Raw genomic sequence first — 21,482 nt, forward strand, 5'->3', positions numbered from 1 at the left:
CCCCGCGATCGTTCCGTGATGGTTGGTCGAAAAGCCCGGCGTGGACCTAGCTGTTCAACGTCGCTTCCGTAGCTGAGTGATCTGCATTGACCATCAATACAGGCTCGTCCATCTGCGCCATCGCCTTGACCAGCGCCACAATCTTCTGGCGGACTTTGGGATCGGCAATGTTCAGGAAGGCCTGGTTAAGGTCCATGCCTTCGCGCGACTGGAGGAACTGAGAGACGTCATTCAATCCCGGGATGTTTGCAAGGCCGCTGGTGTTGAGCGGTTCGTCGCCTTCCTGGTGAAAGAAGAAGCTTGGCGTTACGCCCATGACCGTCGCCATCTTCTGCAGGCGGCTGGCGCCGACCCGGTTCGTGCCCTTTTCATACTTCTGCACCTGCTGGAACGTGATGCCAAGCTCGTCAGCCAAGCGGGTCTGGCTCATCTTCAGCATCATGCGACGCATCCGGATGCGTCCGCCGACATAGACATCGATCGAATCAGGGATTTTCTTCGGGAGCATGGATGGCCTCCTAACAACGCCAGGTTTCGTGTGCCCCAGGAGTGGCGGTGCGCCAGCAGGTCGGGTCACACGCATTCAACTCTTGCAGCTTGTATTGAATTTATCAGAAATTCAACCTCTAGTACCGGTGAATGCCAGAAGCCAACATCCTTCTTACGCAATTCACTGCGGACGTTCGGCAGTCGCTTCGGTCCGCGTCGGACGAGCCTTGGATTGCCGGAGGAGGCTTTCGCTGTTGCATGATCACAGATGCCCAAAGGCCTACGGGAAGCCGAATCTTTGCGCAGAAAGGGGCGACCGCAAGGGAGGGAATGAGCGAGGCGATGTTGGCGAAAGTCGGTGACGCACTGGAGCGACGACGTGACGAGCTTCAGGATTGAAGTCGCAGCAGCGAGGAAGAGAACAGACGGCTGCTGGTCATGGGTTCTGACACACCGGGTGAAGAACGGAATACGTTGCGGCAGGACGTCAACGCCATGAACCTGACCGCACCGACCCTTCTCTGTACGGGCCATGTTCGCAGCAGCTGATTGCCTTGCCTCGAGCTATGGAACATCCCCGGCACAGACGTCGTCTCGGCGGCACTGCGGGCTCACATCGAGCCGATGAGGATCGCATCTCTGTGGAAGCCGCCGGTCGTTCGCATGTTCCCCTGGCTCGAGGCCAGTCACAGGCTTTGTGGCCTCGAGCAGCCTAACGCGAAACGGAGTGCACATGAGAAGGAAAATCCTGCGCATTGACAACCCGGTTGCGCCCGAGGCTTTTCGCTTTATAGAGCGCCCTGTGGGCCATCCGGATCAAAGCTTCCTGCCCGCCCCCTGGCGCATCCGCCGTCGATACTCCCATGCTTAAGGTCACCCGTTCCCACGGAGGGTTGCCCGCGTGCGGACGCCTTCGCAGGGCGAGCTTTTCCTGGATCCGCAGCGCGATCGCCTCGGCAGCCTTTCCGTCCGTATTTGGCAACAAGGCAGCCAGCTCCTCCCCGCCATATCTGGCCGCGACGTCATCCTGCCGCACAACATTGTGCAGGATCTCTGCAAGCTCCATCAGACATCGATCGCCGGCAGCATGCCCGTAGGTGTCATTAAACTGCTTGAAGTGATCCGCGTCGATCAAGATTAGGGAGACCGGCTTCCATTCTTCGTCTTTCTGCCGCAGAAGGGCGTCCAGTCGAAGATCGAAGTACCGTCTGTTGGCGAGTCCGGTAAGGCCGTCGCTATGTGCAAGCACATCCAATTCGTCTTGACGCTTCTTCTGCGAGGTCACATCGCGGGTCACAGCCACGGCACGTGGCGTCTCTCCATGCATTGTGGTCGGGAGGCGGCTCATCGCGGTATCAAGCCAGATTTCCTCGCCGGTCGGCTTTACGTGTCGCGTCAAAACCGTTTCCTGCGGCGATCCTTCTTTCAGGCGAGTGGCAGCCGCAATCGCGCCTGCAGCGTCTTCAGGATGTAAGTCGGTGAAGACAGAGGTGCCGATCAGCTTGTCTGCCGGAACTCCCAGGATTTTAAGCGATGAGGGGGAGACGTACTCACGGATGCCATGCTCGTTGAAACGTTGGATCAGGTCGCTCGACGATTCAGCCAGCAGACGGATGCGCTGGTCTGCAACACGGGCAGGGGCGTTGATAGCGTACAGGCCTTGTAAATCGGCGGGCCGTGCCCGATGATGATGAGCATGACGTCTACGCTATAGCTCTCTAACGCCGACGGTGCCACCTCCAGTGCCAGTTAGCGCAGTTCATCAGGTCTTTTGGCGATTTTCTGGACCGCCCGGCCGGCGTGGGTTGCGGACAGTCCGGTTTTGGCGACCAAGAGGGGGAAAGCGGTCGTTGCCTGAGTCAAAGCGCTTGGCGGCTTCTCGCGCCATCCTTACAGTCTTAGTTGCCCTATTGTCCGTCCCGCCAGCAGCGGTGCACCGCGTTCAGGCGACGGAAAAAGCCGCTTCGATGGGCTGTTGGTAAGGTGTCGTCGGACGGCCGAGCAATGCCTGCAACTGGCGGCCATGGTCTTCCAGTTCACCTCTGGCCGCGCTGATGTCCGACACCGCGGTCAGTTCGGCCAGATAATTGGAGGTGTGGCCGAAACAGCGGAAGTCGGACAGGGTTACAGAGTCGATACGCACAGGCTTCCTTCCGTCAGGAGGCAGTGGGGAGCGGGTCGGTGCCCTCGCTCAGGATGGCGAGATACCCGCGGTAACTGAACACGCGGCCCCGCTTGCGGCCCGTAACCTCTTCGACGATACCTAACCGCTCCAGATCGGCGAGCGCCGCATTGACCGTGGGCGCCGATAGGCCCGTCTGATGAACGAGCTGGTTGGCCGTCAGATAGGGATTCTGCTGAAACAGATCGTGGATGCGCAGCGCCGAGCCGGCCCGGTCGCTCTCCAGCGTGATGCGCTCGCGGTCTTGCTTGAACAGCTCGACGATCCGGGTGGCGGCATCGAACGCCTGATTGGCGGTATCCGCGACGCCTGTGAGGAAGAAGTCGAGCCAGGCTTCCCACGCGCCATGCTGGCGTACCTCCTGAAGCAGGCGGTAATAGTCGGCGCGATGGGTTTTGAGGTAGAGACTCAGGTAGAGTAACGGCTTGCGCAGCACCCCGTTAACGCAGAGATACAGCGTGACCAGCAAGCGGCCGATCCTGCCGTTGCCGTCCAGGAATGGGTGGATGGTCTCGAATTGAACATGCAGCAGGCCGGCCTTGATGAGGGCGGGCAGACGCGAGCCTTCCTCGTGCATGAAACGCTCCAGCGCATCGAGACAGGCATCCATCTCGGTCGGTGGCGGCGGCACGAAGAGCGCGTTGCCGGGCCGTGTGCCGCCGATCCAGTTGTGCGAACGCCGGAATTCGCCGGGGCTTTTCGTGCCACCGCGGCCGCTTTGCAGCAGGCGCGCGTGCATCTCGCGGATAAGGCGCAGGGACAGTGGCAGGTCTTCCAGACGCTCCAACCCGTACATCATCGCGTCGACGTAGTTCGAGACTTCGCGGATGTCGTCGATCGGCTGGCCGGCCTGGGCCTTGGTCTCGAAGCGAAGCAGGTCCGAAAGCGTCGATTGCGTGCCCTCGATCTGGGATGAGAGGACGGCTTCCTTGCGCACATACATATAGAGGAACAATTCCTGGCGCGGCAGCAGCATGGTGATGCCATCCAGACGCCCCAGGGCGCGCTCCGCCAGACTCAGCGGTTCCAGTAGGGCCAGCACGTCGATCGATGGCTCTGGCGGCAACGGCGGCGGCACGAAGGCGCGCACCATTTCGCCCGCAATGGGCGTTTCGACAAAGCGGCCTAGCCGGAGATTTGACGCGGGTTCGGGCATGAGCCGAATATGGTGCCGAAACCTTATTTAAGCAATGGCCCGTTGGCTTAAATAGCAAATGAGCTAAGGTAAGCGCTCTTAAATAAGAAGTGATGTCACCATGGGCGGGTACACGCAGCGGGTCCGAGACAGTATTCTTCCGCTTTCAGTGGCCGGAACCCTGCCGGCTGCCTTTGGCGAATGGTCCTTTGCCGAGAAAGACCGAACCAATCCGCTGCGTCATAGACACCGTGAACGACGCCAGCGAAATCAGTCTGGACAAGAACGACTGGGGGCTCGCGACCTGGGGGCTGACCTTTTGAGCCCCTGCCTTACATTCGCTTCCGGAATTGGCGCTGCGACGAACTCCGGCTGTCTTTTGTGCTACAAGGTCGTCCATCACGACGACGTCCCCGGTCTGACGGGCTGGGACCAGCGCCTGCTCGACGTAAGCCAGGAAGACGTTGCCGTTGTCGGGCCAGTCCCGTGTGGTGCTTCCGGGAAGGCGCTCGGCCACGGCCGCTTGTTCGGATACCGCCAAGAGCGCAAAAGGACCTTAAGCCTTGAGGCGCAGACAAGGAGGTAGCCACCGCTCTGGTCGGCTACCTCCCGCGCACTGCAAGCTACGGCAAGCTCGATCGTGTGGCGTTAAGCCATGAGTTAGCGAAGCATCGATCCACCATCAACATCAAACGCGGCGCCATAGGTGAAGCTGGCCGCCCCCGAGCATAGAAACATGATCGTTGCGGCCATATCGTCCGCACGCCCCATACGCCGCATCGGCAGGCTGGCGGCAATCTTGTCCTTGAGCGCCTGGCCAATGTGCGAGTGCATGGGAGAGTCCGTCGGACCTGGGTTCAAGGCATTGATGCGGATCTTCTTTCCGGCAAGTTCGCGAGCAACGGATTTGACCACCGATAACGTCCCAGCTTTCGAAGCGGCGTAGGCCGTATCCGCAATAAGCCCGCCGCCGCCATGGACACCGGCGTCGGATGCGATGCAGACAATGTTGCCGCCGTCCGGGTTGTCGAGCATTCGTCTGACGGCGGCTTGGACGGTGAAGAACGTGCCGAGCAGATTGACGTCCAGAACTCGACGCCAATGCGCCCAATCCTGTTCGTGGATGCGCCTGGCGGTAATCACAGCGGCGCACGTGACGACATTGTCCAGTCGCGCGAGATTTGCATCACAAAAGTCGAAGACTGAAGCGAGGCTTTCGGGATCGCTGACATCCACCTTTACCGTATGAATCTTGCCACCGCTCTGGCGCAGCTCGTCTCCGTATCGTTCGAGCGCGCCCTCGTCGCGGTCCGCCATGACGACCTCCGCACCCTTGGAGGAGAAGGCTCGGGCGGTTTCGAGCCCCATTCCGCTGGCAGCGCCCGTGATGAGGACGCTTTTTCCAGCAAAGCAATCATCGGCAAAAGTTGCGTAAGTCTGCGGCATGGTAGAACGTTCCCTGATTGAAATGGATCATGCATTGGCAGCCGTAGACGCTGCGGCTGAGCTGGGTTGAAAGGCAGCGATCGCCCGCCGCCTGACCGGCGGTCAGGCCTTTAAGTGCAGCGTGACCAAGACCGTACATTCTGCGCCCGCGGAAAATGTCGTGGCGACCCGGAGCCAGTTGCCGAAAGTCTTGAGCCGTGCCACCGCGATGCCGTTTAGCGCGTCGGGCATGGCGAATTCTGTGCCTTCGCGCACCCAGTTCATGCCGTCTGGCGAAATCTCAATCCAGCCCATCGGCGCGGGGCCCAGTGGCGCCTTTAGGGCGCGGATGAAGAACACGGCCTCATGGGCCCATCCCGCTTCATAGGGTTCGCTGGCGGCAGCGCCGCTCCAGCGCTCGTTGCGGGCGATCACGGCGGTGATGTTTTCCGGCAGCATCAGAAATCTCCCGAAATGCAGATGGAATCGACATAAAGAAAGGCACGCTTGGCCACGTCGGTTTCGGCAAACAGGCAGAAGTTCAACATGCACCAGAGGTTCTTCATGGCCGGTATGCGGATGGACTCAAACCCGGACACGTCGAAGCTGCGGTCGTTGCACTGCAGGCCGGTCGCCTGCATCGTGGCAAGGTCGAAGTCGAAGCGCAGGTAGTTCCAGTTCACCTTGGTAGGAATTTCGTTATAGCAGAGGCGCTGATCGCCACCGGGCAGGTCCAGCCAGCCCTCGGGTGCAAGGTGATAGTGACTGAATGTCTTGTCTTCCTGGCCGATGGCGGTGAACGGGGAGGTCTCGCGCTTATACTGCCACTTCTGCAGATGCTTGCCGTCTTCAGCATTCAAGAAGCGCAGATGCGGCATCACCCGCTCGCCGCCGCTGTCGCGGTCGCCAGATTGCAGGTCGAACAGGAAGCCGACCGCACGCACATCCGTCTCTGACAGCTTGAGTTCGGTCGCTTCCGGCTTGAAGGTGAAGTACATTTCGAACCGGATCGGTCCGCGCTTGCGGAAGGTGTGGCGCTTGATCGCCACGTTCTGGGCGCCAGGCTTCGCCCGCGTGGCGATCTTGAGTGCATAGGACGAACCCATGCCGCCGTGTGAGCCGGCATCCCAATGGCCAAGGGTCGACAGCATGGCGCTCGAATGTTGGGCGTAGCCGGGCAGCATGACGTCGAGCGTATCCTCGTAGTTGCCGACGAGTTGCGACCAGCCGCTGTGGCCGCGGGAAAAGTCATCGAAGGACTGAATGCGCGGCAGCGGATCGAAACGGCTAAGCGCCGGATCCGCGCGCTGGATCGCGAGCCGCATGGCTTCGGCCATGTCGGCCGTCGGCGTCGAAATTGATGTCGTCATCGATCGTTGACCTCACTGTGTGCGGAGCCGTGATACGGCGTCCCAATTGATTTCGATGCCAAGGCCGGGGCCGGTCGGGACATCGAGCGTTCCATTCGCCTGGCGGATGCAGCCGGGTGCGAGATCCGCCAGGTCCCGCTTGAAAGGGCTCAGGTCGCATTCGCATTCCATCACCTGGAAATTTGGCAGGGCAGCAGACAGGTGCACGCTTGCCGTCTCGCAGATGATGCCGGACATGCCGATGTGCGGCGCATAGGCCACGTCGTGGAGGGCGGCGTAATCGGCCATGCGCCGGGTCTCGGTGATGCCGCCGGCGCGTGCCACGTCTGGCTGAAGGATGGACAGGGTGCGGCCGGCAACCAGGCGCCGGGCCTGGTCGGCGGTGAAATTGCTTTCGCCAGCGGCGAGCGGAACGTCGCATCGCTTGCGCAACTCCTCATAGCCCTGCTCATTTTCCGGCGCCAACGGCTCCTCGAACCAGAAATAGCCATTGGCCGAAAGCGCTTTTCCGACCTCGACCGCCTGATCGAGAGTATAGGCCCAGTTGGCATCGACGCAGAGGCCGACATCGTCGCCGGCGCGCTTGCGCAGCCGCTCGATGCGGCGGCAGGCTTCCTTGACCGGATTGGACATTTTTACCTTGATGCGTGGAAAACCCTCGCCAAGGTAGCGCTCGAGTTCGCGATCGGCGTCCTCGTCCTCGACCCAGTTCACTGCCGCGGCATAGACGTCGATCCGCTCGCGGCCAATGCCGCCGAGCAGCTTGGCAATCGGCAGGCCGGCGGCCTTGCCGAGAATGTCCCATAGCGCGATATCGATGCCGGCGATGGCCTCGATCAGCATGCCGCCGGCGCGCCCCGACAGCGCCCGCCGCATGGATTGCCACAGCGCGGCAATATTGCGGGCATCCTGGCCGATCAGCCGGGGCTTAAGGGAGGTCTCGATCAGCTCGACATAGGCCCTGGGCGAAAACCGTGCCAGCACCTCGCCGACGCCGACTATTCCCGCATCGGTGCGAACTTCGATCAGAACTATCGAAACCTCACTGTAGACACCCCATGACGTGACGGTTGGCGTCGGCAATGTCTGGCTCAATGGGTGGGCAATGACGTCCGTAATGCGGACGGCCCCTGGAGTTTCAGCATACGCCGTGTCCATCGTCAGTCTGTGCTCCTGTGTTGGCTCGCCAGTGGAGGGCGTGTCTGCTATTCCTAGCCAACAGCTGGAAACTTGGCAACTGATAAACATAGTTGCTAGGTTTAGAGGTGTATGCTAGCGTCAGAGACATGAGGACCCAGATGACCGACAATTCCGAGAGGAAATCCGTATTTTCAGCCACTCCGCCAAGCCCTTCGCGCCTGGCGGACGGGGTGTCTGATGCGATTGCAGCAGCCCTTTTCGATGGCCGCATCTCGCCCGGCGAGCCTCTGCCCCCGGAGGGCGAGATCGCCCGCGAGTTCGGCGTCTCCAAGCCGATCGCTCGTGAGGCCCTGCGCCAGCTGACGGCGGCCGGTCTGATCTTTACCCAGCAGGGCAAGGTCGCCCGCGCCAAGGCGTTGACCGGCGAGCCAATGGACAAGATCTATGGATATGCCGTGCGCTCCAGTCTGAAGCGACTGCGCGAAGCCAATGAAATGCGCCGCGTCATCGAAACCGGGATCGCACGGCTGGCCAGCGAGCGGCGCGATCGCGAGGGCCTCGAGATGATGCGCCAAGGTCTCTCCGATATGATGACATCGGTCAAGCACCCGTCCGGCTTCACTGCGGCAGACATTCTGTTCCACCTGGGCCTTGCCGTGGCCACGGGCAACGGCATGATCCGGGTGCATATGGAGAGCATGCGCTCGGTGCAGCGCGAGGTGTCGGAGCTGTTTTCGCGCCGTGCCAACCGGACGGATGCCGACTGGCGGGCGACGATTGCCCGCCACCAGGCGATCTACGATGCCGTTGTCGCCGGCGATGCGGCGCTGGCCGAGCAGACAATTCGCGACCATTTCGATGCCGCCGATATTGCTTCCCTCGAGGTCGCAGACAAGCTGGCGGGAATCGCGGAATGAGCGCCGCGCGCTTCTCGCTCCATGGCCGGCGTGCACTCGTCACGGGTGCCGGCACCGGTATTGGTCGCGCGGTTGCCATCGGCCTTGCCGAGCAGGGTGCGGATGTCGTCCTGCATCATTTCGGCGACATGGCAGCAGCGTCCCAGGTGGCCGGCATGATTGGCGGCAATACGCTGGTGCTGGAGGCAGACTTTACCGACAGCCAGGCAACGCGTGCGTTCGCCGACGCTGTGGTCGAAGGCTGCGGCCCGATCGATATCCTCGTTGCCAACGCTGCGATCGAGCATCGCCGGCCATGGCAGGACATCGACCAAGCCCATATTGAAGCCCATGTGGCGTCCAATTTTTCGGCGCTGCTGGCACTGACGGCAGCGCTTGTCCCGCCGATGGCCGGCCGTGGCTGGGGCAGGGTGGTTGCGACCGGCAGCATCATGGCGGCGCGCCCACGGGCCGAGACGATGGTCTATGCGGCTATGAAGGCGGCGCAACTGACGGCGATCAGGGCGATTGCGCGCGAGGTCGGCCATCGCGGGGTGACGCTCAACGTGGTGTCGCCCGGTGCGATCGAGAACGAGGCGAACGCCGCGAGATACCGCGACCCCTCCTTCCAGGCGGCCGTCGCCGCCAAGATCCCGGTGGGCCGCCAGGGTCAGCCCGAGGACCTCGTCGGCGTTTTCGCCTTCCTGTGCAGCGACGCTGCCAGCTATATCACCGGCGCCGACATTCCCGTCGATGGCGGATGGTCGATCGGCGATGCGCCGGGCACGCTTCCGCAAGTCGCCACTTAAGCGGCGCGCGACCAAGGACTTGATACCCTGCAGCGGAGGGAGCCGCCACAGGTCACCGCCAAGCCGCAGCGAAGGCATGTGCCTTCGTGGAGCAAGGCCGATTTACCCGCGACAAATGGGAGGAAGACCATGAAAACCGCACTCACATCCATCACCGCATCTGCGCTGACATTGTTGATGTCGACCGCTGCCTTCGCCACCGACCTTCGCATGACGGTATGGACCGGCAGCGAAGCGCACCTGACGATGTTGAACGCCATCGCCGAGAGCTTCAAGACCGAGCATCCGGACGTGAATGTCACATTCGAGACGGTGCCGGTCAACGACTACACCCAGAAACTCACCTTCCAGGTGGCCGGCGGCAATCCGCCCGATATCGCCTGGATGATGGAAGATGCAGCGCCCGCCTTCGAAAACGCCAAGCTGCTGATGGATCTCGGGCCGACGCTTCGCGCAGCGGAAGGCTACGATTTTGCAGACTTCTCGCAACCGGCGATGGGACTGTGGCAGGACGGCGAGACGATCTATGGCGTTCCCTTTTCGACCTCGCCCTTTCTTGTCTACTATAACAAGGACATGTTTGACAAAGCGGGCCTTGAGGATCCGCTCGCGCTGTCGGCCAAGGGCGAATGGACCATGGACAAGTTCCAGGAGGTGTCCAAGACCCTGGTCGAGGCCAATCCCGGCAAATGGGGCTTCGAGTTCAAGGATGGCGAAGGCTATGCCTCCCGCATGACCCACGCCCTGCTGCCGCCGATCCGCGCCTATGGCGGCGATATCTGGTCGAACAAGGAATGCGGCTTCGACAAGCCGGAGGCCGTCGAGGCGATCAAGCAGTTGCACGACATGGTCTTCAAGGACAAATCGATCGTGCCGCCCGGCGAGCAGGGCGACTATTTCTCCGGCAATTCTGCCATGACCGTCAACCAGATCTCCCGGGCCTCGAAGATGGCCGAAGCCGGCTTCGAATGGGGCATCGCGCCGCTGCCGACCGGCCCCGGCGGTGAAGCGCCGGTCATCGGTCAGGCCGGGCTGGTGGTGTTCGCCCAGGGCAAGAACACCGAATTGGCCGCCCAGTTCGTGGCCCATATGACCAATAAGGACAACGTCATGACCATGGCGCAGTTCTTCCCGCCCGCTCGCATCAGCGTGCTGGAAGCCGATGCCTTTATCAATGGCAACAAGCTTGTGCCGCCGGAGATGATGAAGAACGTCGCCGCCGCGATCGCCAATGGCCGGGTGCATCCCGCCCACGAGAAAGCTCCGCAGATCCTCGCTGCCATGGCGCCGCGTGTCGATGCGCTGTGGAAGGCGGATGCTGATGTCGATGCCGCCATCGAGGACATCTGCACCGCAATCCAGCCGCTGCTCTGACCGGAATGAAGATGACCGAACGCGCAAATGCTGTCACACCGAACCGGCAAAAGCCCTGGCTGACTCTGAAGATGAGAGAGATGATGGAGGCCTGGCTGTTCGTCAGCCCGACCTTCATCGGCTTCCTGATCTTTTTCCTCGGGCCTCTTTTCGCAGTGATGTATTATTCGCTGACGGAATGGAACCTGCTGACGCAGCAGGCAGCGTTTGTGGGCGTTGCCAACTACGAGAACGCGCTGCTGGATAATCCGGATTTCTGGCTGGTGGTGCGCAATTCGGTCATCTTCGCCATCGGTCTGGTCCCGCTCAACATGGCGCTGGCGCTTGGTCTTGCCCTGGCCTTGTCACGCCCCTTCTTTGGCGTGGTGTTCTTCCGCACGGTCTTCTTTGCGCCGGTCATCACGTCTGCCATTGCCTGGGCGATCGTCTGGAAGTTTCTGCTGCAGGGCGAAGGTGGGTTCATCAACCAGATCCTGGCGACGGTCGGTGTCACGGGGCCGAATTGGCTGCGGGAGCCGAACTGGGCAATGGCCGCTGTCATCGTCACCCGGGTGATCAAGATGGTGGGGCTCAACATGATCCTCTACCTTGCCGCCCTGCAGGCGATACCGCGCGACTACGAAGATGCGGCACGCCTGGAAGGTGCCTCACGCCGGCAGATCTTCGCCATGGTCACCTGGCCGCTTTTGGCGCCCACGACGCTCGTGATCATGGTCATCACCACGATCGGGTCGTTTAAGGTGTTTGATCATATCTATCAAATGACCGGTGGTGGACCGGAAAACGGAACCCTCGTCCTAGCCTTCTACATCTACCAGCAGGGCTTCAAGTTCTTCAATATCGGCTATGCCTCGGCGCTTGCCATGATCATGTTCGTCATCGTCATGGCGCTCACGCTCGTCCAGGTGATGCTCAGGCGGAAGGGCGCCCAATGACCCAGCGCCAGCTTCAGATCCTCTATCGCACCTCTTGGACAATCGCTCTTCTGGTGGTCGCCATCCCCTTCATTTTCCCGTTCGTCTGGATGGTCACGGCAGGCTTCAAGAGCGTGACCGAAATCTTCGGGGCGCCGACGCTTATTCCCAGGGTCTGGCGCTGGGAGAACTACGTCGAGGTCTTCACCTACCAACCCTTTGCGCGGCAGTACTTCAACTCGCTTTATATCGCCATCGGCGTGACGGCGCTGACGCTTTTCGTGTCCTCGCTGGCGGGCTACGCCCTGGCGCGGATGCGCTTTGCCGGCGCCGGGCTGTTGATGGTGCTGCTGATCGCCGCGCTGATGGTTCCCGAAGAGGTGACGATCATTCCCAATTTCTTCCTGATGCGCAGCCTGTCGCTGGTGGATACCCACTGGCCTTTGATCCTGCTTCCCACCTTCGGGGCGCAGGGGATCATGGCGACCTTCCTCATGCGCCAGTATTTTCTGGCCTTACCCAAGGAGCTGGAGGACGCTGGAAAAATGGACGGACTGACGCGCTTTGGTGTCTGGTGGCGCATCGCGCTGCCAATGTCGCGCCCGGCGCTGGCGGCAGTTGCCATCATCACCTTCCTCAACTCCTGGAACCTGTTCCTGGAGCCACTGATCTTCTTGAGTTCCCTGGAGATGTTCACACTGCCACTGGCCCTGTCGAATTTCAATGACAGCTACGGTCTTCCGCTGTGGAACCTCCAGCTGGCGGCGACCACACTTGCCGTTGTGCCAATCCTGGTCGTCTATCTCATCGCACAACGACATATCATTGAAAGTTTTGCGCTGTCGGGCGTCAAGGGATGAGGAAATTACGTTCATGAGCAGTGTAACGCTGAGAGGCATCGAGAAACGATTTGCAGCCGTGGAGGTTCTCCGCGGGATCGATCTGACTGTTGATCTCGGTGAATTCGTTGTCTTCGTCGGCCCGTCCGGTTGCGGAAAATCAACCCTCCTGCGCGTCATTGCCGGGCTCGAGCACATCAGCGGCGGAGACCTCATGATCGGCGATCGGCTGGTCAATGAGGTGCAGGCCTCGCAGCGGGGCGTGGCGATGGTCTTCCAGTCCTATGCGCTGTACCCGCACTTGACGGTTCGCGACAACATGGCCTTCGGTCTGAAGGTGCGCAAGGTGCCAGCTGCCGAGCGCGAGCGCCGCGTCACGGAATCGGCTGCCACCTTGAAGCTGACGGCCCTGCTCGACCGCTACCCCCGCGAACTTTCAGGCGGTCAGCGACAGCGGGTTGCGATTGGCCGCGCGATTGTCGGTAGCCCGGATGTCTTCCTCTTCGACGAGCCGCTCTCAAACCTTGACGCCGAGCTTCGGGTGCACATGCGAGCCGAGATTGCCGCCCTGCATAAGCGCCTGGCCACGACGATGATCTATGTCACGCACGACCAGATCGAGGCCATGACGCTCGCGGATAAGATCGTCGTGCTGCGTGATGGACGCATCGAGCAAGTAGGCTCGCCGCGTCAACTCTACGAGAACCCGCAAAACATCTTCGTCGCGCAGTTTATCGGCAGCCCCAAGATGAACATCCTGCCGGCAGAATACGCGGGACTGCTTTCGAAAAGCCTAGTCGCACCGACAGCGGCAGAGAGCCTGGGCATTCGGCCTGAGCATATTACGCTCACAACTGCCCAGGAGGGCGGGTTGAAGGGCACAGTCAGCCATTGCGAATACACCGGCGCCGTGACCCTGCTTCACGTCGGGCTGGAGGGTGGCGACAACTGCCTGGTTCTCCATAGCGATGAGCGCACGCCCGATGCCGGCAGCGAGGTTGGACTTGTCGCCGCGTCTGCAAATGTACACTTTTTCGACGGTGAATCTTGTAGAGTAGAAGCGCGGTAGAAGAGCGTCATGGGTGCGCTTGTGCGGCAATCACCAGAGCCTGGCGCACTTCGTCGTAGCGGGCAGAACCCGCGGGCATCTCCACAGGATTGAGAGATCCCGGTGCTTGGGTCAAGACTACCGTCCAGACGCGCTGGCGCTCGCCCCGCTGTTGAGGGCGGGCGAGCTTGCCGAGGTCAGGTACAAGTAAGATCGCCCATCGGAGCCCCCGATACTATGAGCGGCATGGCATGTACGCTGGCCAGTGTTTTTAGAAAGCTTTGCTGCGGTATGGTCCTGAAGGGGGGCAAACCGGAAGCCTTCGACGCGATGAGCACGTCCCCTGCGCGGTCGCGCCAGCGCAACACGCTGAAAACCAATCACCGATTATCCTGATGCGCGCTGACGAGAGCGAACGGTCATGCCGACTCTCGCAGGATGATCTCCGCATTGAGCAGGATGCGATGACTTTCCGCGGGGAGCTCCGTGCCGTCGGGCTCGAGATCCAACTTCCGGAACAACAGATCCATTGCCAGCCGGCCGATCTCGTTCAGGTTCTGCGCCACCGTGGTGATCGGTGGACAGGCATAACGCGAGAGGGGATGATCGTCATGACCGGCGATGCGGATATCGCTGCCCGCTGCCTGGCCGATCTTCAATCCAAACCGGTAGGCTGCGGAGATGGCTCCGAAGGCAACACGGTCGTTGGCGCAGAGTATCGTCCTGGTCGGAAATCCACCGCCTGTCAGCAATCGGGTTGTTTCCTCGTAACCGAAGCGCTCGAAATCCCAACTGCTATCATGCGCGGTCTCAAGGACCACCGGCTCCATCTTCAGCCGGCGCATCGCTTCGACATACTCGGTTTCGCGGGTGGCCGCATTGGTGTTGACCGGCGGCATGCCGAGATAACAGGGCGGCTCGCCCGAGCGCACGAGATAATCGACGATGAGCTGAAAGCTCTGGCGGTTGTTGGTGCCGACAAAGGGCGAGGTCTCGTCGAGCGGTGAGTCGACATAGACAAGCGCGATAGACTGCCCGAGCGCCTTCAGCGTCTCGTGCTGCGACTGCACGCCAAGCGGCGCGATGATGGCGCCGGCAACGTTCATCGACTTCAGCGTTTCGATCGCGCGCGCCTCGATCTCGGCATTGCCGTCCGAGGACAGCACAAAAGCCAGGAAACCGGCGGCATTGGCAATCAGTTCGACGCGACGCGTCAACGCCATATAGAACGGATCGGTGGAATTGGGGATGATGATGCCGATGATATTGCTGCGCCGGCGGTTGAGATTGACGGCGAACATGTTCGGCCGAAAACCGCTTTCCTTCAGTGCGGCCTCGATCAACCCGCGTGTCTTCGTCCGCACCGAATTCGGGTCATTGAAATACTTCGATACGGTCGGGCGGGACAAGCCGACGAACGCGGAAAAGTCCTCCATCGTCTTGATGGCCGTATCGATGGGTTTGTCTGACAATGGCGTCCCACCCGCTTTGCTAATCGATTTAAACCTTTGGACACGGTTCAATCAGAACTTCGGCGTCCGAGCAAGCCGCGTCGTTCAGGCGCGGCAGGCTTGGAAATAATCTTCCAGTACACGATCGACGGCGGCAAGAGCCAGTGCCCGCGCATTCGGTTGCACCGTGCCGTCACGCACCGAAGCATAAGAGCCGGCAAGATACTGGCTGATCAGCGTCTCGGGGATCTCGACGCCATCGAGGAGGTCGAAGAGCGCCTTGATGGCGGCATCGATCTCCGGCTGCGGCCAGTAGTAGCGGATGCGGTCGCTATAGCTGAAATGACGCTGAATGCGCTTTTCGGCTTCCGATCCGTGGTAATATTTGTCCCAGTTTTTCGGGTCTGCCGTCAGGATGCGCTCGACGGTGGCGACCAGCGTTTCGGGGCGCTTGCCGGCAAACAGGAATTCGGCGATCTGGTCGAGGCCGTAAAAGGCTTCGCGCAGTGCAAAGGTGAGGCCGGGGCCGACCTTCAGGATGGCAAAACCATCCAGCACCAGTTGACGCAGCATCTCGCGGGTCTGGTAGTCGGTGGAATGCGCTTCGAACACCATGCCGGGCATGTCCGACAGCGTCGCGCTGAGCGCCTTGGCCTTTGCCGGGACGTACGGGATGACGTTCTCGTTGCCATATTCGACACCCGGCTGAACGACGGCGCCGACGACGCGGGAAAAGGCTTCCGAGACACCAGCAGCGTCAAACGCCCTGGCGTGCACTGCGATGGTCTCGCGCGCAGCGTCCGGCCGGGTCACCTCGAGTTCGCCGAGCTCCTCCATGGCGCCGCCGGGGATCGGCACTTCGGTGCCGACGATATAGACCGGCTTGACGCCATCTGAGCCCTTCAGGGCCGCTTCGGCAACGGCAGCCAGGCGTGCAGCGCGGTCCGCCGTCAGGGCATCCGGCAGGGCAACCGGCTCGCCGGCGCAGCCCATGCTGGTGTCGAGATGCAGCTTGGTGAAGCCGGCCCGCGCAAAGGCTTCGATCATCGTGCAGGCTTTTGCCATCGCCTCATCGGCGGGGAGGTGTTTCCAGGGGTTGGGGCCGAGATGATCGCCGCCGAGGATCAGCTTCTCGATCGGGAAACGCACCTTTTGCGCGATCTCCTCCGCAAAGGCGCGGAAATCGGCCGGGGTCATGCCGGTATAACCGCCATCCTGGTTCACCTGGTTGCAGGTCGCCTCGATGAGGAGATAGGCATCCTGCTTGAGCGCATGCAGCATGGAGGCTTCGATGACCAGCGGGTGGGCCGAGCAGATCGACGGTATGCCCTTGACGCCCGAGCCGTTCTGCCAGTTGGCGATGGCGGTGAGATAGCTCTTGTGCATGTCAGCCATTTCCTTGCGCCTGAATGAGTGCGTCGAGTTCTGCGCGGGTGGAGGCGCCTTCCATCGGGCCCGCCCTGGTGACGGCACGGGCGCCTGCGGCATTGGCGTAACGCAGCACATCGGCCGGGTTCATGCCCTGCAGCCAGAAGGTGACGAAGGCGGCGCCAAAACAGTCGCCGGCGCCGGTCGGATCGACTTCCTCGACCCTGTAGCTGTCGAGATCGATCTGGGTGTCCTTGTCGTAGTAGCTGGCTCCCTTGTCGCCGCGCTTGACGACGATGGCCTTGATGTTCCTCGCGAGCAGTTCGTCGACCGCGTCCTTCTCTGTCTTTGCCTCGGCGAACAGAAACAGTTCCTCGCCGCTCGGCATGAACAGGTCGGTCATGGAGAGAACTGTCTGCAGTGCCTCGCGCATGCCGGGGCTGTCGAGGATTTCCGGGCGCAGGTTCGGGTCGAAAGAAACTGTGCCACCGGCCGCTTTGATGCGCTCGACGGCGGTCAGGATGCTGGTGATGACGCTTGGCGCATAAAGCGCAGTCCCCATGACATGCATGTGCGTGCAGGTATCGATGAGCGCAAGCGTCTTGTCCGACAGGTCGATCTGGCCGCAGGCGCTATGGCGGATGTTGAAGACGAAGGCCCGGCCGCCGTCCTCCCGATAGCGCACGAAGGCGCTACCGGTGGTGCCGTGCGGCAGGACGTCGATGCCCGACACATCGACGCCGTCCTGCGTCAGCCGGTCGATATTGACCCAACCGAAATCGTCGTCACCGACGCGCGAGATGATGGCGCATTTCTGGCCGAGCTTGCCGACCTGATCGATGAAGATGGCTGGAGCGCCAGACGGGAACGGCCCGATCAGCGGCACCTCTTCACGAAAGCCGTTGCCCCTGCGCGTGGCAACGATTTCGACCAGGATTTCGCCGATGGTGAGGATTTTTGACATGGCTGCTGCTTGTTTCTGAGATTACTGCTTGGCGCGTTTCGACCGCACGTCGAGATAGACGGCAATGAGAATGACGAGGCCCTTGACGATGAGCTGGTAGAAATAGGGCACCGACAGCATATTCATGCCGTTGTTGAGGACGCCGATGATGAGGGCGCCGATCAGCGTGCCGATCATCGTGCCGACACCGCCGGCAAGGCTGGTGCCGCCGAGAACGGCTGCGGCGATGGCGTCGAGCTCATAGCTCATGCCGGCATTGGTCTGTGCGGAAAATAGGCGCGATGACAGAAGCACGCCGCTGATGGCCGCCATCACACCGGAAATCATGAAGATGATGATCTTCAGGCGATCGACCTTGATGCCGGAGTAGAGCGCTGCCTCGCGGTTGCCGCCGGTGAGATAGGTACGGCGACCGAACTTGGTCCTGCTCAACAGGATGTGGTTGAGCAGGAACAGCACGGCGACCACCCAGATGACGATCGGGATGCCGATAAAACTCTGGGTGCCGATGGCAGTCCAGCTTGGCTCCATGATCATGGCCGGTGCGCCATTGGTCGGCAGGCTGACCATGCCGCGATAGATGCCCATGGTCGCCACCGTGACGATGAAGGACGGCAGCAGGAACTTTGCAATCAGCACGCCATTGGCGAGGCCCAGAAGCGCGCCGGAGACAATGGTGAGGATCAGCGCCGGCACAAAACTCATGCCGAAGGCGAAACATTGCGCGCCGACCATGCCGGCGACTGCAATGATAGAGCCGATCGAGAGGTCGATTTCTCCAAGCAGGATGACCCAGGTCATGCCGAAGGCGGCAATGGCGATAACCGACACCTGTTGCAGGACGTTGAGGAAGTTCGCCACCGACATGAAGCGCTGGTTGGTGACGGAGAAGATGACGCACAGTACGATCAGCGACAGGAAAATACCGCCGTACTGTTTCATGACCTGTTTGAAGGCGGCGCTGGCTGCGCTCTTGTCACTCATGATGTAAATCCCGTGGCAAAGTGCATGATCGTTTCGGGCGTCATCTGGGCAGGATCGGCAATCGCCGTGACCTGGCCTTCGCTCATGACGACGACGCGGTCGCTCATGCCGATGACTTCTGGAAGCTCGGAGGACACCAGCAGGATTGCCGTGCCGTCTGCCGCCAGCTGGCGGATGATCTTGTAGATTTCGAATTTGGCGCCGACGTCGACGCCACGTGTGGGCTCGTCAAGGATGAGGATCTTGGGCTGGGTCAGAAGCCATTTGGCGAGCACGATCTTCTGCTGGTTGCCGCCCGACAGGGAGCCGGCAAGGGTATCCAGGGAGGCCGTCTTGATGGCCAGGCGATCGACTTCGGCCTTTGCTGCCGCACGCTCGCGACGCCGCCTGAGGAAACCGAAGACGCTGGAAAAACTGTCCAGCGCCACCATCGAGATATTGCTCTCGACGCTGTGGCTGAGGACGAGGCCTTCTTCCTTGCGGTTTTCGGTGACAAAACCGATACGGCGGCTGATCGCCTCGACCGGCGACGTGATCTTGACCTCGCGACCATCGATGGAAACCGTACCGCCGGATGCCTTCGCCATGCCGAACAGCGTGTTCATGACTTCCGAGCGGCCGGAGCCGATCAGGCCGAAAAAACCGAGAATTTCGCCGGGGCGGACATCGAAGGAGACGTTTTCGAACTTGTCGGCGCGCGACAGGCCGCTGGCGGTCAGAACCGGCCTTTCGGTGATGGCAGGTGCCGGCACATCGCGTGGCGGATAGATCTCTTTCATGTCGCGACCGACCATCAGCGCGATCAGTTCGGCGATCGTCACCTCGGTCTTGTCGCGCGTGGTGATATAGCTGCCGTCGCGTACGACCGTGATATCGTCGCTCAGCTGCATGATTTCTTCCATGCGGTGCGAGATGTAGATGATGGCAACGCCCTTTGCTTTCAGGCGGCCGATAATCCTGAACAGGATTTCGGCTTCGCTGTCGCTGAGCGATGAGGTCGGTTCATCGAGGATGACGACCTTGGCATCGATGCTGAGACCCTTGGCAATTTCCACCAGCTGCCGCTGGGCGATCGAGAGGTCGCCGACCTGATCGGTGACGGAGACCGGGAGGCCAAGCTCCTTCACCAGTTCGCCAGCTTTGCGCACCAGGGCCTTGTCGTTGATGAAACCGCCACGCGACGGTTCACGGGTCGCCAGAATATTTTCCGCGACCGTCATGTTGTTGCAGAGGCTGAGTTCCTGAAAGACGATCGTCAGCCCGGCCCTGGCGGCATCCTGTGGATTGGCCGGCGCAAAAGGCTTGCCATCGAGCACGATGGTTCCTGTGGTGGGCTGGTAGACGCCGGCCAGGATCTTCATCAGCGTTGACTTGCCGGCACCGTTTTCGCCGAGAATGGTATGAACACGGCCCGGCCTGACCGCAAGCTGCATGTTCTTCAGCGCTTTGACCGTACCGAACTCCTTCGACATGTCTTTGATCTCAAGGATCACGCTGTCGACTGAGGTTTCCATGGCGTCACCTTTCATCGAGAGCGCACATGCACTGCCTGCCAAACGCTCTGTCGTTCTCATCCTGCCCGACAAACACCGAAACGGGGATGCAGCAGGGTTTCCGATGGCCGGCTCTAGGGTGAAACCGGCCACCGGAAGGAGCGGTGCCCTTGCGAAAGGTTGGATGTTCGCATGGAAATCGCCTTGGGAGGAGCTTACTTCTTGACGTAGACGCCCGGCACAATCGGCTGTTCGGCCGGCACGTCCTCGCCGGCCTGCAGCTTGATGGCGGTCTCGATGGCAAGCTTGCCCATCTGCTCCGGGAACTGCTGGATGACGCCCACGAAGTCGGGATCTGAATCGACAGCCTTGATGGCTTCCGGCATGCCGTCGAAACCAATGACCTTGACCTTGCCGGTCAGGCCCGAAGACTTGACAGCAACGGCGGCAGCCAGCGCGGCATCGTCACCGAAACCGAAGATGCCGTCGATGTCCGGGTTCGCCTGCAGCATGTTCTGGGCAACGGCCAGCGCTTCGGCGCGGGTGATACCGGTCTGGATGGACACGATTTTGATGTCCGGGTGCTTGGCAATGGCTTCCTTGAAGCCGTTGACGCGGTTTACCACCGACTGCACCAGCGGGTAGTCGATGATAGCGACGTCGCCCTTGCCGCCGAGCTGCTCGGCCATCAGTTCACCGGCCATGACGCCACCGGCATAGTTGTCGGTGCCGATGTAAGAAGCGACCTCGGTGCCCTCGACGGGAACGTCGACGGTGATGACCTTGATGCCGGCTGCCTTGGCGCGGGCGACGGCTGCGAGCGCGCCCTTGCTGTCTACCGGTGACATGATGATGACATCGACGCCCTTGACGATGAAGTCTTCGATGTCGGCGAGCTGCTTGTTGAGGTCCTGGTTGGCGATCGAGATCTCGACCGACACGTTTTGGGCCTCGGCTTCAGCGGTGATCGCCTTGGCAAGCTCGTTGTAGAAAGGGTGCTGTTGGGTCAGAAGCGAGGCGCCGATGCCTTCGGCATGGGCGGCGGCAGCAGCGAGCGTCAGGCTGGCGGAAACCAGCAGTGTTTTTGCGAAATGCGTAAGGGTCATGTTCATTCCTCCCCGTCCGTGAGGCCATTTACGGCGACGATCCATCTGGCGGGCCTCCTCTTGCCAGCGGATGACAATACGTACGTCAGATAATTTACGTGCGTCAACAAATAAAAGATCGTGCGTAAAATAAGCGGTATCAATCGTGCGGCAGTGTTCCGACGATTGCCTGACCGGCGCCCCGAGGTGACCCGACCATGCCCCGCCCACGTCTGCGCTTGCCCATGGAGCAAAAAAGCGGCGTCCGGGCGGTGACGTCCTGATCAAAGCCCGGGATCTGCTTCAGGCTCGCGGTGCCGGCCTCATGTCGGCGCCACGTCTGTGAAGCTCGTCGAATTGGCTCCGGTGCCATCGCGGCTTTGAGCGAGCGCACAAGGGATAAAGAACTGGGCCTCCAAGCGCTCCGCGCCAATATCTGACTTGCTGGATGATGGATCTTCGTAAAAGGCTTGGTCATGTCGTCGTCGGTGACCTGCCACTGAACTTTCATCCGGC

General features: G+C 61.0%; 21 protein-coding genes and 1 pseudogene. 6 read left to right on the forward strand and 16 right to left on the reverse strand.

What is annotated here, in order from left to right:
• Positions 1-46 precede the first annotated feature (46 nt).
• From EO99_RS0121710 to EO99_RS0121760, 9 genes and pseudogenes are all read right to left on the reverse strand, one after another.
• Positions 47-508, reverse strand: a complete 462-nt coding sequence (locus EO99_RS0121710; protein ID WP_051680019.1) for a helix-turn-helix domain-containing protein — start codon at positions 506-508, stop codon at positions 47-49.
• Between the two features lie 693 nt (positions 509-1,201).
• The gene (locus EO99_RS26025; RefSeq protein WP_081852162.1) at positions 1,202-2,146 is read right to left on the reverse strand and encodes a diguanylate cyclase domain-containing protein; all 945 of its coding nucleotides are present in this window, start codon (positions 2,144-2,146) and stop codon (positions 1,202-1,204) included.
• Positions 2,147-2,431: 285 nt separating this feature from the next.
• Complete coding sequence (locus EO99_RS0121730) at positions 2,432-2,632, reverse strand: hypothetical protein (RefSeq protein ID WP_029620673.1); 201 nt, start codon at positions 2,630-2,632, stop codon at positions 2,432-2,434.
• A 13-nt stretch (positions 2,633-2,645) separates the two neighbouring features.
• Positions 2,646-3,827, reverse strand: coding sequence for a Fic family protein (locus EO99_RS0121735; RefSeq protein WP_029620674.1), 1,182 nt, complete (start codon positions 3,825-3,827; stop codon positions 2,646-2,648).
• A gap of 340 nt (positions 3,828-4,167) precedes the next feature.
• Positions 4,168-4,320: pseudogene (locus tag EO99_RS27675) on the reverse strand (IS630 family transposase); the annotation flags it as partial.
• 146 nt (positions 4,321-4,466) lie between these two features.
• The gene (locus EO99_RS0121745) at positions 4,467-5,252 is read right to left on the reverse strand and encodes an SDR family NAD(P)-dependent oxidoreductase (RefSeq protein WP_081852163.1); all 786 of its coding nucleotides are present in this window, start codon (positions 5,250-5,252) and stop codon (positions 4,467-4,469) included.
• A 102-nt stretch (positions 5,253-5,354) separates the two neighbouring features.
• Positions 5,355-5,690 (reverse strand): hypothetical protein, encoded by a 336-nt coding sequence (locus tag EO99_RS0121750; protein WP_029620677.1) that lies wholly within the window; start codon positions 5,688-5,690, stop codon positions 5,355-5,357.
• Positions 5,690-6,556: a DUF6772 family protein gene (locus tag EO99_RS0121755; protein WP_029620678.1), complete on the reverse strand. Its 867-nt coding sequence runs from the start codon at positions 6,554-6,556 to the stop codon at positions 5,690-5,692. The genes EO99_RS0121750 and EO99_RS0121755 overlap by 1 nt, the downstream gene beginning before the upstream one ends.
• A gap of 57 nt (positions 6,557-6,613) precedes the next feature.
• A complete protein-coding gene (locus EO99_RS0121760) occupies positions 6,614-7,759 on the reverse strand; it encodes a mandelate racemase/muconate lactonizing enzyme family protein (protein ID WP_029620679.1) in 1,146 nt (381 codons plus the stop codon).
• Between the two features lie 140 nt (positions 7,760-7,899).
• On the opposite strand from EO99_RS0121760, the gene EO99_RS0121765 reads away from it, so the two are divergent.
• The 6 genes from EO99_RS0121765 to EO99_RS0121790 all read left to right on the forward strand — a co-directional run bounded on the left by EO99_RS0121765 (position 7,900) and on the right by EO99_RS0121790 (position 13,642).
• Positions 7,900-8,658, forward strand: coding sequence for a FadR/GntR family transcriptional regulator (locus EO99_RS0121765; RefSeq protein WP_029620680.1), 759 nt, complete (start codon positions 7,900-7,902; stop codon positions 8,656-8,658).
• Positions 8,655-9,446 carry an SDR family NAD(P)-dependent oxidoreductase gene (locus tag EO99_RS0121770; RefSeq protein WP_029620681.1) on the forward strand — a complete coding sequence of 264 codons (792 nt, stop codon included), beginning with the start codon at positions 8,655-8,657 and terminating at the stop codon, positions 9,444-9,446. The genes EO99_RS0121765 and EO99_RS0121770 overlap by 4 nt, the downstream gene beginning before the upstream one ends.
• 129 nt (positions 9,447-9,575) lie before the next feature.
• Complete coding sequence (locus EO99_RS0121775; protein WP_029620682.1) at positions 9,576-10,820, forward strand: ABC transporter substrate-binding protein; 1,245 nt, start codon at positions 9,576-9,578, stop codon at positions 10,818-10,820.
• An 11-nt stretch (positions 10,821-10,831) separates the two neighbouring features.
• Positions 10,832-11,755, forward strand: coding sequence for a carbohydrate ABC transporter permease (locus EO99_RS0121780; protein ID WP_029620683.1), 924 nt, complete (start codon positions 10,832-10,834; stop codon positions 11,753-11,755).
• On the forward strand, positions 11,752-12,594 hold the full coding sequence (locus tag EO99_RS0121785) for a carbohydrate ABC transporter permease (RefSeq protein WP_029620684.1): 843 nt from the start codon (positions 11,752-11,754) through the stop codon (positions 12,592-12,594). The genes EO99_RS0121780 and EO99_RS0121785 overlap by 4 nt, the downstream gene beginning before the upstream one ends.
• Positions 12,595-12,607: 13 nt before the next feature.
• Positions 12,608-13,642, forward strand: coding sequence for an ABC transporter ATP-binding protein (locus tag EO99_RS0121790; protein WP_029620685.1), 1,035 nt, complete (start codon positions 12,608-12,610; stop codon positions 13,640-13,642).
• Between the two features lie 398 nt (positions 13,643-14,040).
• Here the strand turns inward: EO99_RS0121790 and EO99_RS0121795 are convergent, their stop codons facing one another.
• The 7 genes from EO99_RS0121795 to EO99_RS28125 form a co-directional block, all read right to left on the reverse strand.
• The gene (locus EO99_RS0121795; RefSeq protein ID WP_029620686.1) at positions 14,041-15,057 is read right to left on the reverse strand and encodes a LacI family DNA-binding transcriptional regulator; all 1,017 of its coding nucleotides are present in this window, start codon (positions 15,055-15,057) and stop codon (positions 14,041-14,043) included.
• Between the two features lie 120 nt (positions 15,058-15,177).
• Positions 15,178-16,458, reverse strand: a complete 1,281-nt coding sequence (locus tag EO99_RS0121800) for a D-tagatose-bisphosphate aldolase, class II, non-catalytic subunit (RefSeq protein WP_029620687.1) — start codon at positions 16,456-16,458, stop codon at positions 15,178-15,180.
• 1 nt (position 16,459) lies between these two features.
• Entirely contained in the window at positions 16,460-17,404 is a 945-nt protein-coding gene (locus EO99_RS0121805) for a tagatose kinase (RefSeq protein ID WP_029620688.1), read from the reverse strand.
• A gap of 21 nt (positions 17,405-17,425) precedes the next feature.
• Positions 17,426-18,388: an ABC transporter permease gene (locus EO99_RS0121810; protein WP_029620689.1), complete on the reverse strand. Its 963-nt coding sequence runs from the start codon at positions 18,386-18,388 to the stop codon at positions 17,426-17,428.
• Entirely contained in the window at positions 18,385-19,902 is a 1,518-nt protein-coding gene (locus EO99_RS0121815; protein WP_029620690.1) for a sugar ABC transporter ATP-binding protein, read from the reverse strand. Before EO99_RS0121815 ends, EO99_RS0121810 begins: the two co-directional genes overlap by 4 nt.
• Positions 19,903-20,096: 194 nt before the next feature.
• Complete coding sequence (locus tag EO99_RS0121820) at positions 20,097-20,987, reverse strand: substrate-binding domain-containing protein (RefSeq protein WP_029620691.1); 891 nt, start codon at positions 20,985-20,987, stop codon at positions 20,097-20,099.
• Between the two features lie 139 nt (positions 20,988-21,126).
• The coding region (locus EO99_RS28125; RefSeq protein WP_210165098.1) for a hypothetical protein at positions 21,127-21,482 on the reverse strand (356 nt) is incomplete at its 5' end.

It is taken from the genome of Pseudorhizobium marinum (assembly GCF_000705355.1).
Lineage (GTDB): Bacteria > Pseudomonadota > Alphaproteobacteria > Rhizobiales > Rhizobiaceae > Neorhizobium > Neorhizobium pelagicum.

Coding starts and splice junctions, on each gene's coding strand:
- EO99_RS0121805 (WP_029620688.1), bottom strand. CDS start 17,404: ATGTCAAAAATCCTCACCATCGGCGAAATCCTGGTCGAAATCGTTGCC.
- EO99_RS0121760 (WP_029620679.1), bottom strand. CDS start 7,759: ATGGACACGGCGTATGCTGAAACTCCAGGGGCCGTCCGCATTACGGAC.
- EO99_RS0121785 (WP_029620684.1), top strand. CDS start 11,752: ATGACCCAGCGCCAGCTTCAGATCCTCTATCGCACCTCTTGGACAATC.
- EO99_RS0121735 (WP_029620674.1), bottom strand. CDS start 3,827: ATGCCCGAACCCGCGTCAAATCTCCGGCTAGGCCGCTTTGTCGAAACG.
- EO99_RS0121710 (WP_051680019.1), bottom strand. CDS start 508: ATGCTCCCGAAGAAAATCCCTGATTCGATCGATGTCTATGTCGGCGGA.
- EO99_RS0121795 (WP_029620686.1), bottom strand. CDS start 15,057: ATGGAGGACTTTTCCGCGTTCGTCGGCTTGTCCCGCCCGACCGTATCG.
- EO99_RS0121800 (WP_029620687.1), bottom strand. CDS start 16,458: ATGCACAAGAGCTATCTCACCGCCATCGCCAACTGGCAGAACGGCTCG.
- EO99_RS0121820 (WP_029620691.1), bottom strand. CDS start 20,987: ATGACCCTTACGCATTTCGCAAAAACACTGCTGGTTTCCGCCAGCCTG.
- EO99_RS0121815 (WP_029620690.1), bottom strand. CDS start 19,902: ATGGAAACCTCAGTCGACAGCGTGATCCTTGAGATCAAAGACATGTCG.
- EO99_RS0121780 (WP_029620683.1), top strand. CDS start 10,832: ATGACCGAACGCGCAAATGCTGTCACACCGAACCGGCAAAAGCCCTGG.
- EO99_RS0121750 (WP_029620677.1), bottom strand. CDS start 5,690: ATGCTGCCGGAAAACATCACCGCCGTGATCGCCCGCAACGAGCGCTGG.
- EO99_RS0121745 (WP_081852163.1), bottom strand. CDS start 5,252: ATGCCGCAGACTTACGCAACTTTTGCCGATGATTGCTTTGCTGGAAAA.
- EO99_RS0121790 (WP_029620685.1), top strand. CDS start 12,608: ATGAGCAGTGTAACGCTGAGAGGCATCGAGAAACGATTTGCAGCCGTG.
- EO99_RS0121765 (WP_029620680.1), top strand. CDS start 7,900: ATGACCGACAATTCCGAGAGGAAATCCGTATTTTCAGCCACTCCGCCA.
- EO99_RS0121755 (WP_029620678.1), bottom strand. CDS start 6,556: ATGCGGCTCGCGATCCAGCGCGCGGATCCGGCGCTTAGCCGTTTCGAT.
- EO99_RS0121775 (WP_029620682.1), top strand. CDS start 9,576: ATGAAAACCGCACTCACATCCATCACCGCATCTGCGCTGACATTGTTG.
- EO99_RS0121770 (WP_029620681.1), top strand. CDS start 8,655: ATGAGCGCCGCGCGCTTCTCGCTCCATGGCCGGCGTGCACTCGTCACG.
- EO99_RS0121810 (WP_029620689.1), bottom strand. CDS start 18,388: ATGAGTGACAAGAGCGCAGCCAGCGCCGCCTTCAAACAGGTCATGAAA.